The organism is Variovorax sp. GW821-FHT09D07, from assembly GCF_059416345.1.
The window spans coordinates 1-24,691 of record NZ_JBWKOY010000004.1; the positions used below are offsets into that span (position 1 = coordinate 1).

General features: G+C 67.1%; 20 protein-coding genes and 1 pseudogene. 10 read left to right on the forward strand and 11 right to left on the reverse strand.

The genetic code is table 11. The annotated features are described in order from the left end of the window. Both AC07OX_RS15650 and AC07OX_RS15655 read right to left on the reverse strand, forming a co-directional pair. Nucleotides 1-179 (reverse strand): annotated as a pseudogene (locus tag AC07OX_RS15650) (ABC transporter permease); the annotation flags it as partial. 9 nt (nucleotides 180-188) lie between these two features. Then, entirely contained in the window at nucleotides 189-1,769 is a 1,581-nt protein-coding gene (locus AC07OX_RS15655; protein ID WP_495261246.1) for an ABC transporter substrate-binding protein, read from the reverse strand. 228 nt (nucleotides 1,770-1,997) lie between these two features. Here AC07OX_RS15655 and AC07OX_RS15660 point away from each other — a divergent pair, with 228 nt between their 5' ends. The 4 genes from AC07OX_RS15660 to AC07OX_RS15675 are packed head-to-tail and all read left to right on the forward strand — an operon-like array spanning nucleotide 1,998 to nucleotide 9,483. Next, nucleotides 1,998-6,734 carry an Ig-like domain-containing protein gene (locus AC07OX_RS15660; protein ID WP_495261245.1) on the forward strand — a complete coding sequence of 1,579 codons (4,737 nt, stop codon included), beginning with the start codon at nucleotides 1,998-2,000 and terminating at the stop codon, nucleotides 6,732-6,734. Nucleotides 6,735-6,785: 51 nt separating this feature from the next. Next, nucleotides 6,786-7,538, forward strand: a complete 753-nt coding sequence (cnbZ, locus tag AC07OX_RS15665) for a 2-amino-5-chloromuconate deaminase CnbZ (protein ID WP_062479841.1) — start codon at nucleotides 6,786-6,788, stop codon at nucleotides 7,536-7,538. Nucleotides 7,539-7,576: 38 nt separating this feature from the next. Further along, nucleotides 7,577-8,608, forward strand: a complete 1,032-nt coding sequence (locus tag AC07OX_RS15670; RefSeq protein WP_495261244.1) for a TRAP transporter substrate-binding protein — start codon at nucleotides 7,577-7,579, stop codon at nucleotides 8,606-8,608. A gap of 29 nt (nucleotides 8,609-8,637) precedes the next feature. Further along, the gene (locus AC07OX_RS15675) at nucleotides 8,638-9,483 is read left to right on the forward strand and encodes a fumarylacetoacetate hydrolase family protein (RefSeq protein WP_495331109.1); all 846 of its coding nucleotides are present in this window, start codon (nucleotides 8,638-8,640) and stop codon (nucleotides 9,481-9,483) included. 56 nt (nucleotides 9,484-9,539) lie between these two features. Here AC07OX_RS15675 and AC07OX_RS15680 read toward each other — a convergent pair whose 3' ends face one another. Further along, complete coding sequence (locus AC07OX_RS15680; protein ID WP_495261242.1) at nucleotides 9,540-10,010, reverse strand: hypothetical protein; 471 nt, start codon at nucleotides 10,008-10,010, stop codon at nucleotides 9,540-9,542. 5 nt (nucleotides 10,011-10,015) lie between these two features. Next, entirely contained in the window at nucleotides 10,016-10,285 is a 270-nt protein-coding gene (locus AC07OX_RS15685) for a hypothetical protein (RefSeq protein WP_070061928.1), read from the reverse strand. 304 nt (nucleotides 10,286-10,589) lie between these two features. Between AC07OX_RS15685 and AC07OX_RS15690 the strand changes: the two genes are divergently transcribed. After that, nucleotides 10,590-12,803 (forward strand): TonB-dependent receptor domain-containing protein, encoded by a 2,214-nt coding sequence (locus tag AC07OX_RS15690; protein WP_495261241.1) that lies wholly within the window; start codon nucleotides 10,590-10,592, stop codon nucleotides 12,801-12,803. A 24-nt stretch (nucleotides 12,804-12,827) separates the two neighbouring features. Here AC07OX_RS15690 and lhpI read toward each other — a convergent pair whose 3' ends face one another. From lhpI to rtcR, 6 genes are all read right to left on the reverse strand, one after another. Next, the gene (gene lhpI / locus AC07OX_RS15695) at nucleotides 12,828-13,778 is read right to left on the reverse strand and encodes a bifunctional Delta(1)-pyrroline-2-carboxylate/Delta(1)-piperideine-2-carboxylate reductase (RefSeq protein ID WP_495261240.1); all 951 of its coding nucleotides are present in this window, start codon (nucleotides 13,776-13,778) and stop codon (nucleotides 12,828-12,830) included. Beyond that, a complete protein-coding gene (locus AC07OX_RS15700; RefSeq protein WP_495261239.1) occupies nucleotides 13,775-14,644 on the reverse strand; it encodes an alpha/beta hydrolase in 870 nt (289 codons plus the stop codon). The genes lhpI and AC07OX_RS15700 overlap by 4 nt, the downstream gene beginning before the upstream one ends. Next, nucleotides 14,641-15,213, reverse strand: a complete 573-nt coding sequence (locus tag AC07OX_RS15705) for a 3'-5' exonuclease family protein (protein ID WP_159272961.1) — start codon at nucleotides 15,211-15,213, stop codon at nucleotides 14,641-14,643. The genes AC07OX_RS15700 and AC07OX_RS15705 overlap by 4 nt, the downstream gene beginning before the upstream one ends. Continuing rightward, nucleotides 15,210-15,749, reverse strand: a complete 540-nt coding sequence (locus tag AC07OX_RS15710; protein WP_495261238.1) for a 2'-5' RNA ligase family protein — start codon at nucleotides 15,747-15,749, stop codon at nucleotides 15,210-15,212. Before AC07OX_RS15710 ends, AC07OX_RS15705 begins: the two co-directional genes overlap by 4 nt. Before the next feature lie 70 nt (nucleotides 15,750-15,819). Beyond that, entirely contained in the window at nucleotides 15,820-16,365 is a 546-nt protein-coding gene (locus AC07OX_RS15715; protein WP_495261237.1) for a hypothetical protein, read from the reverse strand. Nucleotides 16,366-16,378: 13 nt separating this feature from the next. After that, nucleotides 16,379-17,998, reverse strand: coding sequence for an RNA repair transcriptional activator RtcR (rtcR, locus tag AC07OX_RS15720; RefSeq protein ID WP_495261236.1), 1,620 nt, complete (start codon nucleotides 17,996-17,998; stop codon nucleotides 16,379-16,381). A 692-nt stretch (nucleotides 17,999-18,690) separates the two neighbouring features. Here rtcR and AC07OX_RS15725 point away from each other — a divergent pair. The 5 genes from AC07OX_RS15725 (at nucleotide 18,691) to rtcA (ending at nucleotide 24,288) form a co-directional block, all read left to right on the forward strand. Further along, nucleotides 18,691-19,842 (forward strand): slipin family protein, encoded by a 1,152-nt coding sequence (locus AC07OX_RS15725; RefSeq protein WP_095746717.1) that lies wholly within the window; start codon nucleotides 18,691-18,693, stop codon nucleotides 19,840-19,842. 298 nt (nucleotides 19,843-20,140) lie between these two features. Further along, on the forward strand, nucleotides 20,141-21,361 hold the full coding sequence (locus tag AC07OX_RS15730; protein ID WP_493193092.1) for an RtcB family protein: 1,221 nt from the start codon (nucleotides 20,141-20,143) through the stop codon (nucleotides 21,359-21,361). A gap of 71 nt (nucleotides 21,362-21,432) precedes the next feature. After that, complete coding sequence (locus AC07OX_RS15735) at nucleotides 21,433-22,797, forward strand: hypothetical protein (RefSeq protein ID WP_495261235.1); 1,365 nt, start codon at nucleotides 21,433-21,435, stop codon at nucleotides 22,795-22,797. A 14-nt stretch (nucleotides 22,798-22,811) separates the two neighbouring features. Continuing rightward, nucleotides 22,812-23,165 carry a zinc-ribbon domain-containing protein gene (locus AC07OX_RS15740; RefSeq protein WP_139699966.1) on the forward strand — a complete coding sequence of 118 codons (354 nt, stop codon included), beginning with the start codon at nucleotides 22,812-22,814 and terminating at the stop codon, nucleotides 23,163-23,165. Nucleotides 23,166-23,187: 22 nt separating this feature from the next. Beyond that, a complete protein-coding gene (gene rtcA, locus AC07OX_RS15745) occupies nucleotides 23,188-24,288 on the forward strand; it encodes an RNA 3'-terminal phosphate cyclase (RefSeq protein ID WP_495261234.1) in 1,101 nt (366 codons plus the stop codon). On the opposite strand, the gene AC07OX_RS15750 is transcribed toward rtcA, so the two are convergent. Next, a complete protein-coding gene (locus AC07OX_RS15750) occupies nucleotides 24,289-24,648 on the reverse strand; it encodes an alpha/beta hydrolase (RefSeq protein ID WP_307637548.1) in 360 nt (119 codons plus the stop codon). Nucleotides 24,649-24,691 lie beyond the last annotated feature (43 nt).

The following is a 24,691-nucleotide window of genomic DNA, read 5'->3' on the forward strand; positions in this document are numbered from 1 at the left end:
GGTTTATCCAGGCCGTAGTCCTTCTGCACGCGGGCGATGTCGGCGGCGGTGGCCTGGTCGCCCAGCAGCACGGAGATGGGGTCGCCCGAGGCGGCGCGCGTGAGCACGAAGACCAGCACGGCCACCAGGGACAGCACGATGAGCATGCCGGCGAAGCGCGAGGCAATGAAACGGAACAAGCGCGCCTCCTACTTGATCTTCACATTCCAGAAGAAGGGCCAGTTCGTGGGTTGGTAGTTGTCCAGTGCCGGGCTCTTGGCCGAGAGGGCGTTGAACTTGCCGACGCTGATGTACGGCACCTCGTCGTACACCACCTGCTGCACCTTGCCCCACAGTGCGCCGCGCTTGGCCGGATCGCTCTCGGTGTTGAATGCGCTGAGCGAGGCCTTCTTGGCGGGTGAGTCCCACCAGCCTGGTGCACCGTCGCCCAGTTGCGGTGGCGACAGCATGGGCTCGGGGAACAGCCCCGAATGGGTGATGAAGATTTCCCACAGCCGCGGGTCGTTGCGGCGCTGGGTGAGCGTGGCCCAGTCGACCACGTTGAGGTCGACCTTGAAGCCGGCGCGCTTGAGCTGCTCGGCCATCAACAGCGACATGTTGTAGTGGAAGTCGTACTGGCGGCTGGTGAGCACGCGGATCGGCTCGCCCTTGTAGCCGGCCTTGGCGGCGGCGTCCTTCGCCTTGGTGGCGTTGCGCTGGTTGTACTGGTCGGCGCCGGCGGCCGAGTAGAACGGCGAACTCTTGGGAAAGTGGTTCGCTTCCGCGATGAAGAAGCGCGTGTCGCCGAAGCCGGCCGCGAGCATCTCGCCCTGGCCCATCGCCGTCTGCAGGGCCTGGCGCACGGCCTGGCTGGCGAGCGGGCCTTCCTTGGTGTTGAAGACCACCAGCGGAAAACCGAAAGCGGGCGTGATGATCGGCAGCGTCTTGCCACTGGCCTTCTCCAGGCGCGGCAGCGCTTCCACCGGCAGCAGGTCGGCAAAGTCGTACTGGCCCGCGAGTGCACCTTCGACGCGCGTGCTCGCGTTCGGCACGGGAACGAAGCGCAGTTCTTCGATGACCGCTTCGCGCTTGCCGCCGTAGCCGCTCGCAGGTTCCTTGCGTGGGCTGTACTTGTCGAAGCGCGTGAGCAGCACGAACTGGTCGGGACGGCGCTCCTTGAACTTGTAGGGGCCGGTGCCGACGAAGTCCTTCAGCGGCGAGGCCATCGATTCCTTGGCCATCATCGCGGCGGTGCCATTGCTGGGCAAAGCCAGTTGCGACAGCAGCGGCGCGTACGGCGCCTTCAGCACGATCTCCACGCCCAGCGGGCCCTTGGCCTTGAGGCTCTCGATTTCCTTGCCCACGGCCTTGCCGCGCGGCGACTGGTCCATCCAGCGCTGCAGGCTGGCCACCACGTCGTCGGCCGTGAGCTCGCGCCCGTTGTGCAGCGCCACGCCCTTGCGCAGCGTGATCGCGTAGGTCTTGCCGTCGGCCGAAATTTTCGGCATGCCCTCGGCCAGCATCGGCACCACGTTCCACTTGGCGTCGAAGGTGTACAGCGTCTCGTACACGTGCTGCATGATGGTTCCGACCAGGTCGGCCGTGGAGGCCATCGGGTCGAGCGTCTGCGGCTCGGCGACCATCGCCAGCGTGGCGAAGTTGCGCGGGCTTTGCGCATGCGCTGGATGGTGAGGCAGCGTGGTGCACAGCATCGCGAGCAGCGAAGCGCCCAGCAGGCTGCGCTTGGACAGACGGGGCAGGCGCTGGACAACAAGACCGGCGTGAGACATGGGGTGTTCCTTCATGGGCGATCGGTGGGCAATGAATTCACTTTTTTCAGGCCCGAACTTTGAAGCACAACCTATGCCAAAACATCACCATTTACCCTGAGCAATGATCTAAATATTCGAACTCTCCCTTCGAAATTCAATGCCGTTCGCGCACGCATCCGCTGCTAGATTCCGGTCGAATCTTTTCCCACCGAAAGATGGCGTCCGATCGAATTTGCGAGGATGAAAATGAGCACCAAGAAAGTTCTTGCGGTAGGTTTTCTGTTCGGCTGTGCGTTGTTGACGCATGCGGCGATCACCGGGGTGAACCCCCTCGACACGATCAGGAAGGCTGCCACCAGCATGGCCTCCGCGGCCGCTGACTTGGTGGCCGATCCCTTGCCGCTGCAGGGACCCGGACTGGGCAACCTGACCTACACGCAGGCCGAGCTGTTCAAGCCCATCTCGATGATCAAGGAGGAGGTCGACACCGGCGTCGGCGCCGGCACCGGCGCCGACGTGCCGAAGATCCCCGGGGGCAGCGTGACGCACCCCACCGCCGGGTACACCAAGTACCACTACGGCCAGAACGTGGGCCTCATGATCAACGGCTACTTCCTGACGACGTTCACGCCCGACGGCGGGCTGGGCCCTGGCGGCTTCCTGCTCTACGACGTCTCCGATCCGCGCAACCTGCGGCTCGTCAAGCGCATCTACGAGCCGGACGGCCGCACCAAGGAACTGAGGGAGCCGCATTCCATCGGCATCGCCACCATCGGCGGCAAGCAGTACGTCGCCGTGCCCAGCGTCTTCGGCGTGGAGTTCTGGGACTTCACCGACATCAACGACGTCAAGCAAGTGAAGAAGCTGGTGCTGCCCAACGTCAACAAGGGCGACTACAACAACGTGAGCTGGCAGCTGTGGTGGCAGGCGCCCTACCTGTACGTGGCGGCGGCGGAGCAGGGCGTGTTCGTCATCGACGCCGCAGACCCCGCGAACGCACAGCTCGCGAACCGCGGCGCCGGCAAGCCCAACCCGATACCGACCGGCGAGCTCGGCGGCTTTCGCGTGGGGCCGATCTTCACCATGGGCAACCACATGGTGCTGACGTCCATGACCAACACCAGCGGTTTCGCCAGCCTGGACATCTCGGACCCGCTGAATCCCAAGGTGCTCGACACCGTCTCCGGGTCCACCGCCAGCTACTACTCCACCTGCTTCGACGGCAAGAAGGTCTACGCCTCCGCGCAGGAGAGCGGCGGCAAGATGTACGGCTACGACCTGAGCGACCGGTCGCGCTTCGTGGCCGAGGACAACCGGCTGGTGATCAACCAGCAGCTGTACTGCAGCACGCAGGACAACTTCGTGTTCCAGGGCGCGCAGAACTACATCCACAAGGTCGATGTGAGCAACCCGCTCAACCACGTCGAGGTCGGGCGCGGCGGATTGTTCGCAACGACGCACCCCGATTTCTCCAGCTCCGACCACGGCCAGGTGTCGCCGTTCGGCAATCTGATCTACGTCGGCAACGACCACGGCTCGGGCAGTGGCTTCATCGTGCATGCGGTGGACCCCGACACCACCAAGCCCGAAGTGAAGCAGGTCTCGCCCGTGAACGGTGCGAAGCAACAAGCCCTCACCTCGCGCATCGGCCTGGGCATGACGGACAGCATCCGCCCGGAGAGCGTGAACGCCAACACCTTCATCGTGCGCCCGGTCGGTGGCAACACGCTGGCGGGCACCTACAGCGTGCAGCTGGGCATCGTCAACTTCCACCCCGCGCAGCCGCTGCAGCCGGGCACCGCCTACGAGGTGTTCCTGCCCGCCAACGGCCTGAAGGACTATGCGGGCAATGCCATTGCGGCCGACTACCGCTCGACCTTCAACACCGGCAACGCCAACGACATCAACCTGATGCACCACTGGGCGCTGACGGGCAACCTCGGTGACCAGATCAGCGCCAACAACGGCACGCCCGCCACCGGCGATGCGTTCGAGAGCATCGGCCTGAACTTCGCCAATCGCACCACGGGCGTGCAGCTGAAGAACGACAGCGTGTCCACCACGCTGGGCGGCACCGCTTCGCTGAGCTTCTACATGAAGACCACGCAGGCCGGCGGTGCGAATTCGTGGACCGCGCCCGGCATCTTCGGACGCGACCAGTCGCCGGGCGTCGACGACGTGTTCTGGGGCTGGCTCGACAGCACCGGCAACATCAAGCTGTCGGTAGGCGACCACGCAGGCACGCGCTCGCAAAGCGCCGTGAACGACGGCAACTGGCACCACGTCGTGCTCACACGCGACGCGGCTTCGGGCGCGCAGGCGGTGTACGTCGACGGCGTGAAGACCACCTCGACCGGCCCGACCGGCACCAAGGGCCTGTCGACCAAGTTCCAGCTGCTGGGCCAGATCCAGGGCAACACCGCACTCTTCAAGGGCACGCTGGCCGAAGTGCGCGTGTACGGCCGCGTGCTCGGCGACATCGACGTGGCGGCGCTGCGGGCGCAGGCCGTGATCGGCGATCCCGGCATCGTGGGTGCACCGAAGATCGTCAACGGCCAGCTGAACTTCAACCCGGCCACGCTCGGTGCCACCGGCGCACAGTTCCGCTGGAACTTCGGCGACGGCACGCAGAGCGCGTACGCCTCGCAACCCGGCGTCACGCACACCTACAGCAGCCCCGGCCACTACACGGTGACGCTGACGGTGAAGGCCGCGAACGGCCAGGAGACCTTCTACACCTACAACCTCACGGTGATCGCGCCCGTCACGGCGGCGGCGCCGACGCACACGACCAACATCGCGGGCGATGCGAACGCGGTGTATTCGGTGAACCCCGACAGCGGCACGGTGGCGGCCATCGACGCGCAGACCTTCGCCAAGCGCTGGGAAGTGCGCGTGGGCGATGAGCCCAAGACGCTGGCCGTGGGCCCCGACGGCCGCATCTGGGTCACGGTGCAGGGCGAGGACAAGCTGGTGGCGCTCAACGCAGCCGACGGCACGCTGTCGACCACGGTGCCGCTGGCCTACGGCAGCGGCCCGTACGGCGTCGTCTTCACGCCCAATGGCACCAAGGGCCTGCTGACGCTGGAAAGCAAGTCGGCGCTGGTCAGCTTCGATCCGACCACCGGCGCTGCCACCGGCACGCTCCCCCTGGAAGGCGCGGTGCGCGGCATCGCGGTCGATGCGGGTTCGCAATCGGCCTACGTGACACGCTTCAAGTCGAAGATGACGGGCGGTCAGCTGCACAAGGTGAACCTGCAGAGCTTCAGCAGCGCCACCACCATCGCCCTGGCGGTCGACACGACCACGGTCGACACCGAGGCCGCCTCGCGCGGCGTGCCCAACTACCTGAGCCAGGTGGTGATCTCGCCCGATGGTGCGCGTGCGCTCCTGCCTTCGAAGAAGGACAACATCGTGCGCGGCACCTTCCGCGACGGCCTGCCGCTGGAGCACGACAAGACCGTGCGCTCCATCCTGTCGCAGGTGAACCTGCAGACGGCCGCGGAAGTGTTCAGCGAACAGCTCGACTTCAACGACCGCGCCCCCGCGCGCGCCGCGCTGTACTCGCCGGCCGGCGACTACATCTTCGTGGCGCAGATGGAAGGCAACCGCATCGCCATCGTCGATGCCTACAACCGTTCGGTGCGCGGCGAGATCAACGCCAGCAGCGCACCGCACGGCCTGTACCTCGATGCGGCGCGCAAGCGGCTGTACGTCAACAACTTCCTGGCGCGCTCGGTGTCGGTGCACGACGTGGCGCAGGTGCTGTCCTCGGAGTCGGCGGCCCCGGCCTTCCTGCAGAACATCACCACGGTCGCGCAGGAGCCGATGGCCGCCGCGGCACTGCGCGGCAAGCAGGTGTTCTACAACGCGTCCGACCGGCGCATGAGCATGAACAACTACATGTCCTGCGCGAGCTGCCATGCCGATGGCAGCGACGACGGCATGGTGTGGGACTTCACCCAGCGCGGCGAGGGACTGCGCCGCACCATCAGCCTGCAGGGCCGTCGCGGCACGGGCCACGGCAAGCTGCACTGGACCGCCAACTTCGACGAGGTGCAGGACTTCGAGCACGACATCCGCAACGAGTTCGGCGGCACGGGCTTCCTGACCAACGCCGACTTCTCGGCCACGGGCGACCCGCTCGGCGTGCCGAAGGCCGGCCGCAATGCGCAGCTCGACGATCTCGCGGCCTACCTGAACTCGCTGAACAAGTACATGCGCAGCCCGGCCCGCGCGGCGGACGGCAACCTCAGCGTGGACGCGGTGCGCGGCCAGACCGTGTTCAACACGGCCCAGTGCGCGACCTGCCACACGGCCGGCAGCCTGCGCGACGGTCTGCGGCACGACGTGGGCACGATCCAGCTCTCGTCGGGCAGGGGCAGCAACCAGCCGCTGGCCGGCGTGGGCTTCGACACCCCGACGCTCTACGGCACCTGGAGCAACCCGAGCTTCTTCCACAACGGCCAGAAGGCCACGCTGCAGGACGTGCTCGCGGGCGGCCACGGCGACGCATCGAGCCTGCCGGCGGCCGACCTGCTGGCGCTGGGCGAGTACGTGAAGTCGTTCGACACGGCACCGGCGATCGACACGCGCATCCGCTCGGAGGTCAACAACCTGTGCGTCAACGTGTCGGGCGGCTCGACGGCCAGCGGCGCCACGGTGGTGCAGTGGGCCTGCGGCAACGGCGCCAACGAGACCTTCACCGTCAACAGCAGCGGCGGCTACAGCCAGTTCGTCGCGAAGCACAGCGGCCTGTGCCTGGCGCAGGGCAACACCAACGCCGGTGGCGGCCCGGTGGTGCAGCTGGCGTGCACGGCGGGTGCGGCCACGCAGTGGAGCGTGGTCGGGGCGACGCTGCGCAACCGGGTGTCTTCGGGTGCGTGCCTGGATGTGCCCGGCTCGACCACCACGCAGGGCACGGCGCTGTCCACCTACGCCTGCCATGGCGGGGCCAACCAGCGCTGGAGCCAGATCCCCTGAGCTCCTGTGCCCGTTCTCTCTTTTTCTCTCGCTCTCCAAAAAGGAAATCACGTGTCGGCACTCCAACTCTCCCTCCCAGGCGGCTATCGGTTCATTCCGGGCGTCCAGCAGTACTCGGCTGGCGTGGCCGCCGAACCTGGGTTTCGCATCGAGCGCGTGCGCTTCCTGGAGCCCCTGCCCCTGAAGCAGGGCTTTCGGCGCATCAAGGAAATCCTGGAGGAGGCCTCGCGTCCGCTGGCCGCCTTCTGCGCGTGCGAACTGCGGTCCCCGGCACCGTTCACCGAACAGGGCTTCGTCGAGTTCAACAACCTCTACGTGGGCACGTTGAAGGAATGGGGGATCTTCATCGGCGACCTGAACCCGGTGGCGCGAAGCAACGTGTGCCCCGCGCTGTCGCCGCCGTCGGAGCCTTCGTTCCATGCCTTCAGCTACACCGTGCCCGACGCCGAGGCGGCGGCGTCGTTCGTGGTGGCGGGCAGCGCCGAAGCGCCGGAAGGCAAGGGGCACTACCGCGACCATGCCGTGCGCCTGGGCGACACCTCGCCGCCCGCCATCCTGAAGAAGGCGCAGTGGGTGCTCGACGAAATGGAACGCCGACTGGCATCGCTGGGCTTCACCTGGGCCAGCACCACGGGCTCGCAGCTGTACACGGTGCACGACATCCATCCCTTCATCGCCGACGAGATCGTCAAGCGCGGTGCCGCGCGGCACGGGCTGACGTGGCACTACAACCGCCCGCCGGTGGTCGATCTCGAGTACGAGATGGACTGCCGCAGCGTCCAGTTCGAACGCGTCGCGGTCTGATCGCGCGCGGGTCGCCACACCTTCTCACCGAGATGCCCATGCTCAAGAAATTGCCGCATCGCCTGGCCGCCACCTGCCTCGTCCTGAGCGCGTTCCTGGCGGCCGGCCTCGCCGCTGCGCAGAACATCCAGGAGCGCACCTTCAAGTTCGCCTTCGTGAACCAGAAGGAGCATCCGCAGGGCATGGGGGCGCAGCGCTTCTCGGAGATCGTCGAGAAAAAGAGCGGCGGCAAGATGAAGGTGAAGCTCTTTCCTTCGGGCGTGCTCGGCGGCGATGCCTCGGTCATCGCCTCGCTGCAGGGCGGCACGGTGGAAATGACGATGGCGATCCCGGGCCTGCTCTCGGGCATGGCCAGGGAGTTCTCGCTGTTCGACCTGCCGTTCCTGTTCAACAACGAGAAGGAAGCCGACTTCGTGCTCGATGGGCCGGTCGGCCGCAAGCTGCTGGACAAGCTGCCCGAGAAGGGGCTGATCGGCCTCACGTACTTCGAGCACGGCTTTCGCAACGTCACCAACAGCCGGCGGCCGGTGGCGAAGATGGAAGACCTGCAGGGCCTGAAGCTGCGCGTGATGCAGATCCCCGTGATGATCGATGCCTTCCGCGCGCTGGGCGCCAACCCGTCGCCGCTGCCGCTGCCCGAGGTCTACACCGCGCTGGAACAGAAGGCCGTCGACGGCCAGGAAAATCCGTACTCGCTGGTGGAAGCCTCGAAGTACTACGAGATCCAGAAGTACGGCTCCAACACGCGGCACGTGTTCAACCCCGTCGTGCTGCTGTTCAGCAAGAAGCGCTGGGAGCAGTTGTCGGACGACGAACGCAAGATCCTTCTCGATGCGGCCCGGGAGACGCAGCCCTTCCAGCGCGCCGCCAACCGCGACGTCAACGCCAGGGCCGCCGAGTTCCTGAAGGGCCAGGGCATGGTGTTGACCGAGTTCCCCGCCGCCGAGCGCGAACGCCTGCGCGAGAAGCTCGCGCCGGTCACGGACAAGCATGTCAAACAGATCGATCCGGCACTGACCCAGGAACTGTTCTCCGAGCTCGGCAAGGCGCGCGGCAACGCCGCCAGATAGCCAGCCAACCAACCACCAAGGAATGACGAATGAAGCTGTTGCGTTACGGGGCCGTCGGCCAGGAAAAGCCGGCGATGCTCGACGCAGAAGGCCGCTTGCGCGACCTCTCCATGCACGTGAACGACATCGCACACGAGGTGCTGTTGCCCGCCGGCCTGGCGCGCCTCGCCGCGCTGGACCCGCAGAGCCTTCCGCTGGTGGAGGGCTCCCCGCGGATCGGTGCCTGCGTGGCCGGCTCGGGCAAGTTCATCTGCATCGGGCTCAACTACTCGGACCACGCGGCCGAGACCGGCGCCACGGTGCCGCCCGAGCCCATCGTTTTTTTGAAGGCCACCTCGGCGATCGGCGGACCGAGCGACGCGCTGGAGATTCCACGCGGTTCCACCAAGACCGATTGGGAGGTGGAGCTGGGCGTGGTGATCGGCAAGACCGCGAAGTACGTCAGCGAAGCGGATGCGATGAAGCACGTTGCGGGCTACTGCCTGATCAACGACGTGTCGGAGCGCGCCTTTCAAACCGAACGCCAGGGCCAGTGGACCAAAGGCAAGTCGGCCGACACCTTCGGACCGATCGGGCCCTGGCTCGTGACACCCGATGAAGTGCCCGACCCGCAGCAGCTGGACATGTGGCTGGAAGTCAACGGCGTGCGGCGCCAGAGCGGCTCCACGGCCACCATGGTCTACGGCGTGCGCTACCTGATCGCGTACCTCTCGCAGTTCATGAGCCTGCGCCCGGGGGACATCATTTCCACCGGAACCCCGCCCGGCGTGGGCATGGGGTTCAAGCCGCCGGTCTACCTCAAGCGCGGCGATGTCGTCACGCTGGGCATCGAAGGGTTGGGCACCCAACGGCAGGTCGCCACGCAATTCGACTGAAGGGGAGGTGGCAGGGGGCGGCAGCGGGCCGTGAGGCGCCCGCTGCTGCCGCTGTGTCAGACCAGCGTGGCGCTCACGCCGCGCTGCACCACGGGCGCGATGCCGGCGTAGAAGAACGCCAGGCTGTCCTCGGGGCCGTTGACGGCGCGCCCGCGCACTTTGGCCATCGCGCAGACGCCGACCTGTGCACTGTCGGGGCCGATCACGAGGACGAAGGGGTTGTCGTCGTCGCCGCGCAGGTAGTGTCCGCCGAACTCGCGGCGTGCGGTTTCGAACACGTAGGCCGACGCCAGGAAGTGCAGGTCGTCGGGCAAGGGCGCCTGCTGCTGGAAGAAGTCTTCGAGCACCTGGTCGACCAGGACCAGCGAGGCTTCGGAGTAGTCGAGCGCCGCGCTGTCGATGGGCGCGCCGGGTTGCGAGAAGGCGCCGATGAAGTCTTCCGCCTGCGAGGCCATGCCGGCCTCGAGCGTCGACGGCATGTCCACTTCCGGCTGCTTTTTCTTCTTCAGGAAATCGAACAGTCCCATGGTGCTCAGGCCTGCACCGCGGCCGACAGTTGCCGCAGCATGGCCGACTGCCGCGCCTCTTCGGCGTCGCGCAGGCTCTTCGCGGCGCGCGCCGCGACGTAGCTGACGTACAGGGTCTCGACGGCCCGCGCCCATTCGTGCGCCTTCTGCGACACGCCTTCCGCCTTCACCGGCGAGCCGGTGGCCATCGGCGTCGACAGGTCGTCCAGCGGACGGGCCGGTACGTCGACGCCGGCCTTCCCGAGGATCACGGCTTTCTGAAGGATGGTGAGCATGGCGGACCTCTCTTTTTTCTTGTTCCAGAGTAACAGCGCCCTTCGCGGGCTGCCATTCGCCAGATGACGTATCCGCCCCCGAATTCAAGATGAACTTTCGGCTGACATGGGGTTTGTCTGGGTGGCCGGAAGCAGGGCCTACACGAAGCGCCATCGGCCTCTCGCAATGTCCCTTCGTTGGTTCTGGATGCAAATAATATTTGTTTTCATTCTCAATAGAATTGATGCTGATCAGTTGGTACGCAACAACAACGCATCCCGAGAGCGGCCCTGTTTTTCCTGCCGTTTCCCGTGGAGTTTTTGCATGTTGTTTTCGCGTTGCGGCCGTCGGCCGCGTCCGTCGGTGCTGGCGCTGGCCGCCGCATCTCTTTTTTCTCCCGCCCTGTTCGCCCAGACGCCCGCTGAACAACAACTGCGCGAGGTCGTCGTCAGCGCGACCGGCTTCGAGCAGGAACTCAAGGACGCGCCCGCGTCCATTTCGGTGATCACGCGCCAGGAGCTGGAAACGCGCCAGTTCCGCGACCTGGCCGAGGCGCTGCAGAACGTCGAAGGCATCGACGTGGGCGGCTCGACCGGCAAGACCGGGGGCCTGGACATCTCGATCCGCGGCATGCCCAGCGACTACACGCTGATCCTCATCGACGGCCGGCGCCAGAACGTGGCCGGCGACGTGACGCCCAACGGCTTCGGCGCCGCGCACACCAGCTTCATGCCGCCGCTGGCGGCCATCGAGCGCATCGAGGTCATCCGCGGCCCGATGTCCACGCTGTACGGCTCCGACGCCATGGGCGGCGTGATCAACATCATCACGCGCAAGGTGGCGCGCGAATGGGGCGGCCAGGTCACGATGGAAACCGGCATCCCGCAGGACAGCGAGTGGGGCTCGCAGACGCGCTCCAGCGTCTACCTCAGCGGCCCCGTGGCCACCGACCTGCTGGGCCTGACCCTGCGCGGCAACATCTACCGCCGCGAAGCCGCCGACTGGGTGCTGGCCCCCGGCCAGGCGCAACCTGCGACGGCCCGCAACCCCGCGCCCGCCGAGAGCCGCCAGCACAGCGTGGGCGGCCGCCTGATGCTCACGCCCAACCGCCAGCACGACATCTGGCTCGACGTCGAATCGGGCCGCAGCTGGTACGACAACGAAGACGGCCGGCTGGGCACGCGCGACGCCGCCGCGCCCAACCGCACCGGCAACAACCCGCCGGGCTACCTGGACGCGCTGCGCTTCAACCGCGACCAGGTCGCCATCGGCCACACCGGGCGCCTGGGCTTCGGCACGGTGGAAAGCAGCCTGATGCACACCACCACCGAGACCGTCGGCCGCACGATTCCGGGCGGCGCCATTCCGCGCAATGCCGCGGCCCGCCGCACCGTGTACTGGCTGAGCGAAGCCGACCGCGGCCGCGCGCGCGAACTCAAGACCACCAACCTCGTGCTCGACAGCAAGCTCGTCGCGCCGGTGGGCGATGCCCACGTGCTGACGGTCGGCGGCCAGTGGTGGGACGCCAAGCTGGTCGACGGCCTGCTGCCGCGTTCGCAGAGCCAGACCATGTGGGCGCTGTTCGCCGAAGACGAATGGCGCCTTGCGCCCGGCCTCACCGCCACGCTGGGCGGACGCTACGACCACCACAGCGCCTTCGGCGGCCACGTGAGCCCGCGCGGCTACCTGGTCTGGGACGCCACGCCGCAGTGGACCTTCAAGGGTGGCGTCAGCAAGGGCTTCCGCGCGCCGCGCCTGAACCAGCTGATCGACGGCATCAGCGGCGTGAGCGGCCAGGGCGCCACGCTCAACATCGGCAACCCGAACCTCAAGCCCGAGACCAGCACCAGCACCGAGCTGTCGGCGCTGTTCAACAACCAGAAGGGCCTGACCGCCTCGGCGACCCTGTTCCACAACAAGGTGAAGGACAAGATCGCCAGCGGCGGCGACTGCAGCGTGGCGCGCATCTCCAGCTGCATCGTCGACCCGACCGCCAACTACTCGGTCAACGTCGACCAGGCCAAGACCTGGGGCATGGAGCTGAGCAGCCGCGTGCAGCTCACCAAGGCCTGGGGCCTGAAGGCGGGCTACACCTGGACCGACAGCGAAGTGATCGAGGGCGGCGTGAAGAACGGCAAGCTGGCCGACACCGCGCGCCACCTGCTGCACGCGCAGCTCGACTGGAACCCCGACGCCAAGTGGCGCTTCTGGCTGCGCGGCGAGTACCGCGGCAAGAGCCCGCGCTTCACCGGCGACCCGGCGCGCCTCACGGGCAACAACCTGGCGATCTACCGCGCGGTGGGCGACATCAAGGCGTATCACCTGTTCCACCTGGGCGGCTCCTACCAGGTGTCGAAGAACGTGCGCCTGAACGCCAACATCAACAACCTGTTCAACAAGGACTTCCGCAAGTTCCAGCAGGTGAACCTGGCCGGCACCTCGGCCTGGGTCAACGAGTACTTCCAGGGCGGTGCGTCGGTGGCGGGCACCACGCCGGCGGGACGCACGATCTGGCTGTCTGCGAACGTGACGTTCTGACGCTGACGGCGGGCCGCGCGGACCTCAGGGGTTTGCGCGCGCCTGCCACACCAGCGTGGCCGCGCTCAGGTCTTCGAGCGCGCTGCCCACGGCCTTGAACACCGTGCGCTCTGCATCGCCCGTGCGCCCGGGCCGCGTGCCGCGGCACAGCTCGGCGAGCGTGCCCTGCACCGCGTCGGCACGCAGGGTGCCGGCCGCGATCGCGTCGAGCAGGTCACCGGCCTTCTGCAGCGCCTCGGGCGTGTCAATGAAGGTGCGCGTGCCATCGAAACATTGCACATCGGCTTCGCGCATCGCGGGCGTGAAGCTTCCGATCAGGTCGAGGTGCGCGCCCGGTGCCAGCCATTCGCCACGCACCAGCGGCGTGGTCGCCAGCGTGGCGCAGCTCACGATGTCGGCACTGCGCACGGCCGCTTCGAGGTCGGTGCCGGCCGCCTGCGCGTTCCATCCCTCACTGCGCCATTGCTCGGCCAGCGCCTCGGCGCCCTCAGGCCGGTGGTTCCACACCCACACCTCGTCGATGGGTCGCACGCTCGCGTGCGCGGCGGGCAGCATGCGCGCGATGCGGCCGGTGCCCAGCACCAGCAGCTTGTGCGCATCGGTGCGGGCCAGGAACGAAGCGCCCAGCGCCGAGGCGGCCGCCGTGCGCCGCGCCGTGATCTCGTTGCCGTCCATCATCGCCAGCGGCACGCCCGTGCGCGCGTCGTACAGCACGTAGGTCGCGTGCAGCCCGGGCAGGCCGCGCGCGCCGTTGCCCGGAAAGATGTTGATCGTCTTGATGCCCAGGAAGCCCGCGTCGCTCCACGCCGGCATGATCAGCACCGTGCCGCGCGTGGCCGCGTCGCCACCGGTCTCGATGCTGTGCACGTGGCGCGGCGGCACCTGCGCCTCGGCCGCGAAGGCGGCGCGCAGCGCGGGCACCAGCCGCTCGAAACCCAGGGGTGCGGCGGTGGCGGCTTCGTCGAAGTGTTTCATGGGCGGGCAGGCAGCGCCGGGGCGCTGTCGAAGAAGGTGGTGAGGGCTTGCTGGTACGTGGCGCCAAAGCGCGGCGCCGCCATCGGCTCGAGGTGGCCGGCGCCTGGCACTTCGATCAGCTGCTTGGGTTCTTTCGCGTCGGCCAGCAGGCGCTGCGAGTGGCCTTGCGGAATCACCATATCGGCGGTGCCGTGGATCAGCAGCAGAGGAATCGGCGCAAGGGCCGCGACGAACTTCGAGGCCGCGTAGTCGTCGCGCACCAGCAGGCCGGCGCCCGGCAGCTTGTCGTTGGCGATGGAGCGGTACGAATAGAAGGTCGACTCGATCGCCACCGCCTTCACGCCGGCCCGGTTGCCCGAGCCCACGGCCGCGATTGCGTTCGTGCCGCCCAGGCTCTGCCCGAAGACGAACAGCCGCGACGCATCGACGTCCGCGCGGGCGCGCACATGGTCGAGCGCGGCGTTCGAATCCTCGAACACGCCGCGGGGTTCGGGTTCGCCGTCCGATTCGCCATAGCCGCGGTAGTCGAAAACGAAGACGTTGTAGTCCTGCGCCGGCAGCCATGCGACGAAGCGCCAGTGGCTGCTCATGTTCTGCGCGTTGCCGTGGAAGTGCACCACGGTGCCCTTCGCCGTCTTCGGGTCCGCCCGACCCGCGGCGGGAATGAACCAGCCGCTCAGGCGCGTGCCGTCGGCGCTGGTGAAGCGCACGTTCTCGTAACGCAGGCCCAGCGCGTCGGGCGTTTCGTAGCGCACGCGGTCGGGGTAATAGAACATCGACTGCACGCAGCCGCCGAGCAGGAAGAGGGGCAGGGCGGCGAGCGACATCCACCAGCGGCGAGCGGGTGCGGTGGTGGTGGTCGTCATGCCTGCGGTCCGCCGGCCCGCCGGCTTTCGGCAAGCATGTTGCAGAAGAGGGCGCCTTGCTCGATGGCGTCGTCCAGCGCCACGTGCGTGTGCGGCAGCCCGGCGTCGAACCAGCGGCGCGGCATCGCGCGCTTGGTGCTGTCGCGGTAGCCGATCTTCAGCAGGGCCATCGCGAAGCTCTTCATGTCGAGCGCCGAATGGCTGAACGGGCTCTCGCCCGCGAAGCGCATCAGGTACCAGTAGACGAACAGGAAGTCGAAGCCCGCCGGGTACGCCACGAACACCGGCCGCGCCTTCAGCCCCTTGAGCCACGCGACGTAGTTCTTCATGGCGTGCGTCGGGTCCTGCAGGTCGGTGCGGCACGCGGCCCAGGCCTCGGGCTGCGTCTGCCACCAGGCAGCCGTCTTCGGATCGGCCTCGGCGCCGGGCAGCGTGTGCAGGTTGGCGCTGAAGGTGGACACGAGTTGCTTGTCGGCCGTGTAGGCGGCCGAGCCGAAGCTGAGCATCGAGTGCGGGCCGGGAATGGGGCCGTCGGTTTCGACGTCGGTGCTGATGTAGATCTCGGTCATGGGCGAAGGATCGTCGCGGGGGCGGTGAGTGGGAAGACATGCATGTCCATCCACCGCCCCGACGCGTTCTCGATGAGCACGACCTCCGTGCAGCGCGCCTGCACCGGCCCCGACGCAAGCAGCCGCGCCTGCAGTTCGATGGCCGCTCCTTCCGCGTGCAGCGCGTTGCCGTGCGCCACCGACAGATGCGGAATGATGTCGTCATGCGCGCCGTCGTACGGCGGGAAGTCGGGAAACTCTTTCACCAGCGCGCGCGTCATTTCGATGAACGGCGCAGCGGGCTCCGGTGCCAGGTAGGCGGTCTCGGGAAAGCGCCCGACCTTGCCGAGCACGAACGAGAACGGCGCCGTGCGTTGCAGCACGCGCCGCGCACGGGCGAGCACCTCGTCGGTGATCAGCGCGGGGTCCATGAAGGGCACGAGCAGCGTGATGTGGGCGGGCACGCCGAGCGCCACGGTGGGGTCGAAACGGCGGCGAAGGTCTGCGGCGAAGGTTTCAGCCGCGGGGACCTTCACGGCGAATGCGGAGATGGGCATCGGGCGGAGGATAGCCCATCGATGCTCCGATTCGCTCCCGGAAAACGCGGCGATGAAGGCGCCTTCTGCCTCAAAAGAAATCGGCCTCCCGCAGTGCTTTCGCGGCGACCACCAGCCGTCGGACGGTGATGCCGATCTGTTCGTGTTCCACCCCATTCGACAAGACGGCGCCCGCGTGGAAGTCCGGCTCCAGGGTGACCCGGTAGCGCATCTGGAAGCGGATGGCGCTATTGATGGTCTCGATGACCATGTGCAGCGCGTTCTCGTTGAACTGCCTGCCGGTCTTTGCGCCGGAGGCCTTGAGCACCTGCCAGTCGTCCTGCTTGTGAGCTCGAAGGTCTCCCAGATCGTGCTGCCAGGCATCAAGCAGCTTGTCGCAGATCGCCAGCCCGATCTGGTCGTCGGGCGCCGATGCGTCGAGCACGATGGGCGTGCCGGTCTCGGCGATGCTCGTGGTCGAGGAGACGATGTACGTGCTGTCCCCGTACAGGTACAAGACCGCGCGCAGTTCCTTGCCAGTGCGCAACCTGGCGTCGTTGATCTCGACGGCGGAATGGTCGGGCGACGCCCTCCTGGCGGGCTCTTCCTTGGGAGCTTTCTTCAAGAAGTCGAACATGGACAGGTTCTCCTCAGTGCTTCGCAAGCGTTGAAATTCGGCCCCAGTCCAGCCCCATCTTGGCCAGGTACTTGCGCAGCCGGTCCGCATCGTTGACCACGCTGCGCTGCGTCCGCGAGGCCTGGAACAGTTGGCGCCCCGCCTCCGACAAGCTGCGCGCCGGCCGGCACACGCGCACCACCGCCTCGAGCTGCAGGCGGTCGAACAGGTCGAGCGCCGCGAACTTCTCTTCGCCGAGCAGGGCTTCCAGGTCGACGTCGTCGCCCGCCGCCGCCGATGTGCCCGCGCCCTCGTGCTTCCACAGCCAACGCAGCCGCGCGATCTCCGCCTCGACCAGCGCGACGGCAATGCGCCCGCCATCGGCCAGCGTGGCGAGCCGCGTCACGCTCGCCGAGAGGTCGCGGAAGTTGCCGCGCCAGATTGCCTCGCTGCTTTGCGCAAAGCGCAGGTAGGCCGTGCGCGCCTCGGCGTTGAATCGCACCACGCGGTGGTTCTCGGCCGCGTGCAGGGCCAGCAGGTGGTCGAGGTTGGGCTCGATGTCCTCGGGCCGCTGTGCGAGGCCGGGCAGGTCGTAGGTCCAGAGGTTGATGCGCGCGAACAGGTCTTCGCGAAAGCGCCCCTGCGCCACGTCACGGCGCAGGTCGCGGTGGGTGCCGGCGATGAGCTGGAAGTCGCTCTCCACTTCCTTGTCGGCGCCCACGGGGAAGAAGCGCTTTTCCTCGATGGCCTTGAGCAGCATGGCCTGTTCGTCCAGGCCGAGCTCGCCGATCTCGTCGAGAAACAGCGCGCCCTGGTGCGCGGTGCGCAGCAGCCCCGCGCGGTCGCTCGCCGCGCCGGTGAACGAACCCTTCTTGTGCCCGAACAGCGTGGAGGCCGCGCCGTCGCCGCGCAGCGTGGCGCAGTTCACCTCGACGAACGGCCCCGTCACCTGGTGGCGCGCCTGCTTCAGTTCGAACATGCGGCGCGCCAGGAACGACTTGCCCGCGCCCGTCGGCCCCACCAGCAGGATGGGCGCGCGCGAGCGCACGGCCACGCGCTCGATCTCGTCGATGAGCGCGTTGAAGCGCGCGTTGCGTGTGGCGATGCCGCTCTTCAGGAAGGCGACCGCGTCGCGCTGGTCGGCGTCGAAGCGGCGCGCAATCGGGTCGTAGCGCGACAGGTCGAGGTCGATGAGCGCGACCTTGCCGGCGTCGCCCTGGCGCTGCTTGCGTGGTGGCGAGGTCTGGGCCAGCACGCCGGGCACCACGCGCGATTCCGACAGCAGGAACATGCAGATCTGCGCCACGTGCGTGCCCGTGGTGATGTGCGTCCAGTACTGCTCGCGCTCGGGCTGGAAGGGGTAGGCGCGCGCCCAGTCGTACAGGCGCGTGTAGACCTCGCCGAAGTCCCACGGGTCTTCGAGGTCGAAGGGCACGAGGTGGACGAGGGTCTCGGGCGACACGGCGGCGATGTCGGCCCTCACCAGCTCGGCCAGCGCCGTGTGCTTGCGCGTGTGCAGCAGCTCGATGCGCGCGACCACCATGTCGTCGTGCTGCGCGAGCGAGACCGTGGGGCGCCACTTGTGCCAGCGGCCCGCGCCCTGGCCGGCATCGAGCTGGGTGCCGAGGAAACCGATGACGACGATGGGCTTCATGGATAAAAGACTAGCTGAATTTCTAAAAATTATCCGAATGCTAGCAAGGGATCGGCGCCGTGTCACACAGGGCGAAGAAGAAATTTCCCTTGCCGGTCAATGACTTGCATCGCCATCGCCCTGTTTTCGGGCGCCGTGCGCGCAAGTTGGCACGCTCGCTGCAATAGAGAAAGGGTCCGGATGCAGTTCATCCGCTCCCAGGTGCCGCATGAAAGCGGCCCGGTGCCGCAGGCCAGACCTGTTCTTGGGTCCGCGGTATGCCGCTGTTGAACTGCTTTGGTCACTGGACTTGTTCCAGTCTGCTCATGGTGGAGCACCGTGCTAACCACGCGGCGTGGCGGGTTCGATTCCCGCAAACAACCTTCGGCGGTGTTCGCACCGCCGCTTTGATGGGGGCGAAAGCCCCACCGCCCCGGCACACCGGAGCGAGGCGCAGGGCAGGGCCCGGCCGAGCGACACCGTGCCAGTGCAGGCGGCTTGCGCATCGCGCGTTCTGCAAGGAACCGCATGCAGCCATCGACGCAGAAGGAGGCGATGGCGTAGCCCGAGTGGCCGCGCCACCGCACCGACCCGTCGACCGCTGCGTTGCTGACCTCGCAAGCCACGGTGCCCGCCGCCTGTCCTTCGTGGGCCCCGACACGAAACGTAGACGAACGACAACCGCAACGAAGAAGAAGAGAGAGGAAGAAGAAATGCTGGGATTCACCCAATTCACCGTCAAGAAGAATGAACGCGTGCTGCTGCTGCGCAACGGCGATTTCGAGGGCCTGTACGCCGCCGGCAAGTACCGCGTGTTCACGGGTTTCGACACCGTGCAGCTCGAGCGCTTCTCGCTGGCCGAGCCGGCCTTCGAGCACGAGCTGGCCGACTACTTCCTGGCGCGCGAGCCGCAGCTGGTGCAGCGCGAGTTCGTGCAGGTGTCGCTGGGTGAGACCGAGGTCGGCCTGCGCCATGAAGACGGCGTGCTGGTGCAGGTGCTGCCGCCCGCCACCCGCAAGCTCTACTGGCGCGGCCTGCGCGAGCAGCGCGTCGACGTGATCGACGTGGCCGCCGATGCACGCCTGCCGGCCGAGCTGCTGGCCAAGCTGCAGAGCGTGGCGCTGCGTCCGCGTGCGGTGCAGGGGCTCGAAGGCGTGCTGCTGGTGCAGGTGCCCGAGTTCCACGCCGGCGTGCTGACCCTCGAAGGCCAGATGCAGGCGCTGCTGCCGCCGGGCAACCACGGCTTCTGGCGCTTCAACCGGCAGGTGGCTGTGACCAGCGTGGACCTGCGCTCGCAGATCGCCGAAGTGAGCGGCCAGGAAATCCTGACCCGCGACAAGGTGGGGCTGCGGCTGAACCTGTCGGCGGTGTGGCGTTTTGCCGATGTGCGCCAAGCCCTGGCGCAGATGCCCAAGCCGGCCGAGCATGTGTACCGCGAGCTGCAGTTCGGCCTGCGCGCGGCGGTGGGCGAGCAGACGCTCGACGCGCTGCTGGAGAACAAGTCCGCCATCGACCAGACGGTGCTGGCGCAGGTGCGTGAGCGGCTCGAGGGTTCAGGCCTGGTGCTGGAGAGCGTGGGCGTGAAGGACATCATCCTGCCGGGCGAGATGAAGACCATCCTCGCGCAGGTGGTGGAGGCCGAGAAGTCGGCCCAGGCCAACGTGATCCGCCGCCGCGAGGAAACCGCGGCCACGCGCTCGCTGTTGAACACCGCGAAGGTGATGGAGGGCAACCCCGTCGCCTTGCGCATGAAGGAACTCGAGACGCTGGAGCGCGTGGCCGAGCGCATCGACAAGATCTCGGTGGTCGGCGGCCTGGACCAGGTGCTCAACGGACTCGTGACGCTGCGGCCGAACGGGTCCTGAGCGGTAGAGAAAAGAGAGAGACACGGGCACGCAGGCACAGAAGGGAGCGCCACTGCCAAAAATGTTTGAAATTGCCGGCAGCCTGGGTAAGACCAGGTACGGCGGGCAAGTCGGTTGACGAGCAAGGTTGAGGATGCAGGTGCTGGCTCCGATGACGGGTCTGTCACTGGCGCGCGTTTCCAATCGTCGACTGGGCCATCGGACTCAAACACCATGGTCGCCGTATTGATGCGGGTTCGAATCCCGCCGTGTCCACCAAACGAGTGTGAAGAATAGATAGAGAGAAGAGGAAAGAAAAATGACGAACTACAAACTGCATGAAGTTGCCAACGGCGTCCCGGTGAAGATGTGGACGAACGGCGTGCCCGTGGAAGACGAGGCGCAGAAGCAGCTCGAGAACGCCGCGCGCCTGCCCATCGTGTTCAAGCACATCGCGGCCATGCCTGACGTGCACTACGGCATCGGTGCGACCGTGGGTTCGGTGATCCCGACCTTCAAGGCCATCATCCCCGCCGCCGTCGGCGTGGACATCGGCTGCGGAATGATGGCCTGCAAGACCACGCTCAACGCACGCGACCTGCCCGACAACCTGGGCCCGCTGCGTTCGGCGATCGAGAAGGCCGTGCCGCACGGAAGCAACCCCAAGCGCATGGGCCGCGACAAGGGTTCGTGGGAAACGCCGCCCGATGAAACCGACGCCGCCTGGGCCAAGCTGGTGGACGAGTTCGAGCTGATCTGCGAGGACCATCCACGCATCAGGAACACGAACAACCACAAGCACCTGGGAACGCTGGGTACCGGCAACCACTTCATCGAGGTGTGCCTGGACGAAGCGGGCGCCGTGTGGTTCATGCTGCACTCGGGTTCGCGCGGCGTGGGCAATGCCATCGGCACGCACTTCATCGAACTCGCGAAGAAGGACGCGCAGCTGCACCAGCGCAACCTGCCCGACCAGGACCTGGCGTACTTCGAGGAAGGCGCCCAGTACTTCGGCGACTACGTGCGCGCGGTGGGCTGGGCCCAGAAGTTCGCGCGGGCGAACCGCGAAGTGATGATGCAGCGCGTGGTCGCGGCCGCGCGCAAGGTCATTGCCAAGCCCTTCGAGGCGCACGTGGAAGCGGTGAACTGCCACCACAACTACGTGAGCCGCGAGACGCACTTCGGGCAGGACGTGCTCGTGACCCGCAAGGGCGCGGTGAGCGCCAAGCTCGGCGAGCTGGGGATCATCCCTGGCAGCATGGGCGCCAAGAGCTACATCGTGCGCGGCAAGGGCAACCCCGAGAGCTTCATGAGCTGCAGCCACGGCGCGGGCCGGAAGATGAGCCGGACGAAAGCCAAGAAGCTCTTCACCGTCGCCGACCAGATCGCCGCGACCGAAGGCGTCGAATGCCGAAAGGACGCCGACGTGATCGACGAGATCCCGATGGCCTACAAGGACATCGACGCGGTGATGGAGGCGCAGAAGGACCTGGTGGAGGTGGTTTACACGCTCAAGCAGGTGGTGTGTGTGAAGGGGTAGAGCCAGGCGCGATCATCGCCCTGGCAAAGGGAGGCGGCGCAAGTTCCAGGCGCCGAGAAAAGGACATTGCGATGACATGGTGGAAAAGTAGAACCGAGGCGGTGCCGACGCTGGATGCGAGTGCGCTCGCATTCAGCGAATTGAAAGAGCTTGCACGTTCCTATGACGGCTATCAGCGCGAAGCCGTCGTGGCCGAACTGGTGCGGCGTCAAGACCCGCGGGCCATCGCCATCCTGCTTGTGTGTGTCGACGACTGGGTGCCGGGGGTGGGCGAGGCCGCAAAGAAAGGCCTCGCCTCCTTCATGCGCGACGAGTTCATCGGCCATTGGGCGCATGCCTTGCCGGAGCTGGCCTTCGCTTATCGCATCCGCAGGACCGACCTGCGCGCGCTGCGGGTCGCCATCGAGGATTTTCTTGCGCGCAACACCGACGAGCTGGAGCGTCAGGCTCCGGTGCTCGACGATGCCATGCGGCGTTGGATCTTCACGCTGCGCCTCCAGCGGGCGAACGCGGGTCCAGCGCTTCTGGCGCTGCTGACACAAGGTGCGCTCTCGCGCGACCCACCGACGGCGCAGCTCTGCCTCAACGCGGCAGACCGGCTGCAGTCGTCGGCGGACAGGCGCAAGTTTTTCGAGATCGCCTCCCGTGCATGCCTGCCGCGTGTGCGGGCAGCGGCCACCCGGGTGCTTCTGGGCGAGAAAGACTTCGATGTGCAGCGGTTTGCCCGGTCCATGTGCTTCGACACGAGCGCGGTCGTGCGTTCGCTGGTTGTGAATTCGTCGGCTGTGAGCAGGGAGGAGTTCGCCAGTCGGGCGGCGGAGATCTTGGAACTCCCCCAAGTCGACGCGCGAAAGACGGCCGCCCTTCACGTGCTGCACTTGCTTCAGGACTCGCGCGCGACGGGGTATGCCCGTGGGTTGCAGGCGTCGAAGGTCGTGCCGCTGCGGCGCCTTGCCCGATGGCTCGTGCTCTGTGCCGCGAAAGATGAAGAGGTCGACAGGGAATTGATGGAGATCCTGGCAGACGCTTCACCGAAGGTACGTCGCCTCGCGGTCGAGCACATCCGGCGCGGCGCATCGCTGCCTCGCCCGGATGCGCTGATGCGGATGGGTCTGGAACGTCAGGAGGTCGCACCGGAAGTCATGGCAATGCTCAGGTCCGGATCGCCCTGGGATCGCTTGCTGTTTGTCATGGCACTCATGGAGAGAGGAAACCTTTCCGGCGACCTCTGCCATGCCGTGACCATTGAAGTCGAGTCCTGGTGCAAGGCGATGGCCAATTGCTACGTGCCTCCGAAGGAAGCGCAGAAGGCGGCCGTGGCGGCTTTCTGGAGCCGAAGAAAAGAACTGCTGTCCGAGGAAAGTCCACGCACTCTTCTGCCCTATGGCTTCCCGGGTGAGATGGAGCTCCACCTGCGTGCCTTTCGGATTATTTGAAGAACATTGCGATCATGAAGAGCAACAAGCAACGCCGCGCCGAAATCAAGGCGCACCGCCTCGAACGCGCCGCGCGCGCCGTGGCATTGCAGCAGCGCCAGGCCGATGCACGCCTGCTGCGCGCCGAAGGCATGGTCGCTGCCGACACGGCCTTGCTGGCCGCGCACAACAACACCTACGGACCGTTGCCCACCTTCTACGTCGACAAGGCGTTCACCTGCCGCGACTGCGGCGCGCAAGAGGTGTGGACGGCCAAGCAGCAGAAGTGGTGGTACGAGGTGGCGCTCGGCAGCATCCACAGCACGGCGGTGCGCTGTCGCGCATGCCGGCTAGGAACGTCGCGAACGAGAACAACGACAAACGACTGAACAAGAAAGAAAGACTTTCCCGATGACGGAAGCACAAGAAGAACAACGAGCACTCGATGCCGTCGAACTCGACGGCTCCCAAGGCGAAGGCGGTGGCCAGATCCTGCGCACCGGCCTCGCGCTGTCGATGGTCACGGGCCGGCCGCTGACCATCGCGAAGATCCGCGCGGGCCGGGCCAAGCCGGGCCTGATGCGCCAGCACCTGGCGTGCGTGCACGCGGCCGCGGAGATCAGCGGCGCGCAGGTCGAGGGTGCCGAACTGGGCTCGCAGTCGCTGCGCTTCGTGCCGGGGCCGGTGCGCGCGGGCGACTACCGCTTTGCGATCGCCGGTGCGGGCAGCTGCATGCTGGTGCTGCAGACCGTGCTGCCGCCGCTGCTGCTGCAACCCGCGGGTCAGGTGAGCCGGCTGCGGCTGAGCGGTGGCACGCACAACCCGATGGCGCCGCCGTTCCATTTCCTGGAGCGCGCGTTCGCGCCGCTGGTGCGTCGCCTCGGCGGCGACCTGCAGCTGGTGCTGCGCCGTTGTGGCTTCTATCCGGCCGGTGGCGGCGAGGTGGACGCGACGATCGTGCCGGCTGCGGAAGGCGCGCGGCTGCAGGCCTTCGACCTGCTGTCGCGTGGCCATCTGCTGGCGGGCCATGCCGAGTGCCTGGCGCCCGGGCTGCCGCGCCATGTGGCGGCGCGTGAACTCGAAACGGTGGGGGCGGCGATGGGCTGGTCGGTGGAAGCCGAGCAACTGCGCACGGTGCCGACGCGCCAGAACGAGGGCCCGGGCAATGCGCTGCTGGTGACGCTGGCCTACGAACACCTCACCGAGGTGTTCACGGCCTTCGGCGAGAAGACGTTGAGCGCGGAGCAGGTGGCGCACGGCCTCGTGAAGGAGGTGCGCGCATTCCAGAAGCACGAGGACGCGGCCGTGGGGCCGCACCTGGCCGATCAGCTGGCGCTGCTGCTGGCGCTGGCGGTGTTCCGGCAACCGGGGCAGTCGGGCGCGTTCACCTGCAGCGAAGTGACGCCGCACACGCGCACGAACTGCGCGGTGATCGAGCGCTTCCTGCCGGTGCGCTTCACGATCGCCGAAGCTGCAGGCCCGCGCGCGGCGCGGGTGCAGGTGGCGTCGTGATTACAGGCCGGCCTGGCGCGTGAAGCTCACGGCCGGCTTCTTGTAGGCGGCGGGCACTTCGTCGCGGTAGAAGGCGCGGCGGTCCAGGCTTTGCAGCGGGTTGTGGGCAGCGGCCACGGCCTGGTCGCGCACGGCCTGGCGGTCGAGCGTGGAGGTCACGGCGACGGTGCCTTCGGCGGCGGCGTCGGAGTACTCGTTGCCATTGCGCGCGGCGGCGACGGCTTCGGTGCGCACGTCGGCGCGGCTGGCGGCCGAGGTGATGGCGTGCACGCCTTCATACGTTTCGGCGTGGGCCGCGCCCACGGTGCCCAGCAGGGCGAAGGCGGCGGCGGAAATGGCGAGGAGTTGCTTGCTGTTCATGATGAGATTTCCCTTGAGTCTGTGGGCGGCGGACAGTCGTCGT

Coding starts and splice junctions, on each gene's coding strand:
- AC07OX_RS15655 (WP_495261246.1), bottom strand. CDS start 1,769: ATGTCTCACGCCGGTCTTGTTGTCCAGCGCCTGCCCCGTCTGTCCAAG.
- AC07OX_RS15660 (WP_495261245.1), top strand. CDS start 1,998: ATGAGCACCAAGAAAGTTCTTGCGGTAGGTTTTCTGTTCGGCTGTGCG.
- AC07OX_RS15670 (WP_495261244.1), top strand. CDS start 7,577: ATGCTCAAGAAATTGCCGCATCGCCTGGCCGCCACCTGCCTCGTCCTG.
- AC07OX_RS15675 (WP_495331109.1), top strand. CDS start 8,638: ATGAAGCTGTTGCGTTACGGGGCCGTCGGCCAGGAAAAGCCGGCGATG.
- AC07OX_RS15680 (WP_495261242.1), bottom strand. CDS start 10,010: ATGGGACTGTTCGATTTCCTGAAGAAGAAAAAGCAGCCGGAAGTGGAC.
- AC07OX_RS15685 (WP_070061928.1), bottom strand. CDS start 10,285: ATGCTCACCATCCTTCAGAAAGCCGTGATCCTCGGGAAGGCCGGCGTC.
- AC07OX_RS15690 (WP_495261241.1), top strand. CDS start 10,590: ATGTTGTTTTCGCGTTGCGGCCGTCGGCCGCGTCCGTCGGTGCTGGCG.
- lhpI (WP_495261240.1), bottom strand. CDS start 13,778: ATGAAACACTTCGACGAAGCCGCCACCGCCGCACCCCTGGGTTTCGAG.
- AC07OX_RS15700 (WP_495261239.1), bottom strand. CDS start 14,644: ATGACGACCACCACCACCGCACCCGCTCGCCGCTGGTGGATGTCGCTC.
- AC07OX_RS15705 (WP_159272961.1), bottom strand. CDS start 15,213: ATGACCGAGATCTACATCAGCACCGACGTCGAAACCGACGGCCCCATT.
- AC07OX_RS15710 (WP_495261238.1), bottom strand. CDS start 15,749: ATGCCCATCTCCGCATTCGCCGTGAAGGTCCCCGCGGCTGAAACCTTC.
- AC07OX_RS15715 (WP_495261237.1), bottom strand. CDS start 16,365: ATGTTCGACTTCTTGAAGAAAGCTCCCAAGGAAGAGCCCGCCAGGAGG.
- rtcR (WP_495261236.1), bottom strand. CDS start 17,998: ATGAAGCCCATCGTCGTCATCGGTTTCCTCGGCACCCAGCTCGATGCC.
- AC07OX_RS15725 (WP_095746717.1), top strand. CDS start 18,691: ATGCTGGGATTCACCCAATTCACCGTCAAGAAGAATGAACGCGTGCTG.
- AC07OX_RS15730 (WP_493193092.1), top strand. CDS start 20,141: ATGACGAACTACAAACTGCATGAAGTTGCCAACGGCGTCCCGGTGAAG.
- AC07OX_RS15735 (WP_495261235.1), top strand. CDS start 21,433: ATGACATGGTGGAAAAGTAGAACCGAGGCGGTGCCGACGCTGGATGCG.
- AC07OX_RS15740 (WP_139699966.1), top strand. CDS start 22,812: ATGAAGAGCAACAAGCAACGCCGCGCCGAAATCAAGGCGCACCGCCTC.
- rtcA (WP_495261234.1), top strand. CDS start 23,188: ATGACGGAAGCACAAGAAGAACAACGAGCACTCGATGCCGTCGAACTC.
- AC07OX_RS15750 (WP_307637548.1), bottom strand. CDS start 24,648: ATGAACAGCAAGCAACTCCTCGCCATTTCCGCCGCCGCCTTCGCCCTG.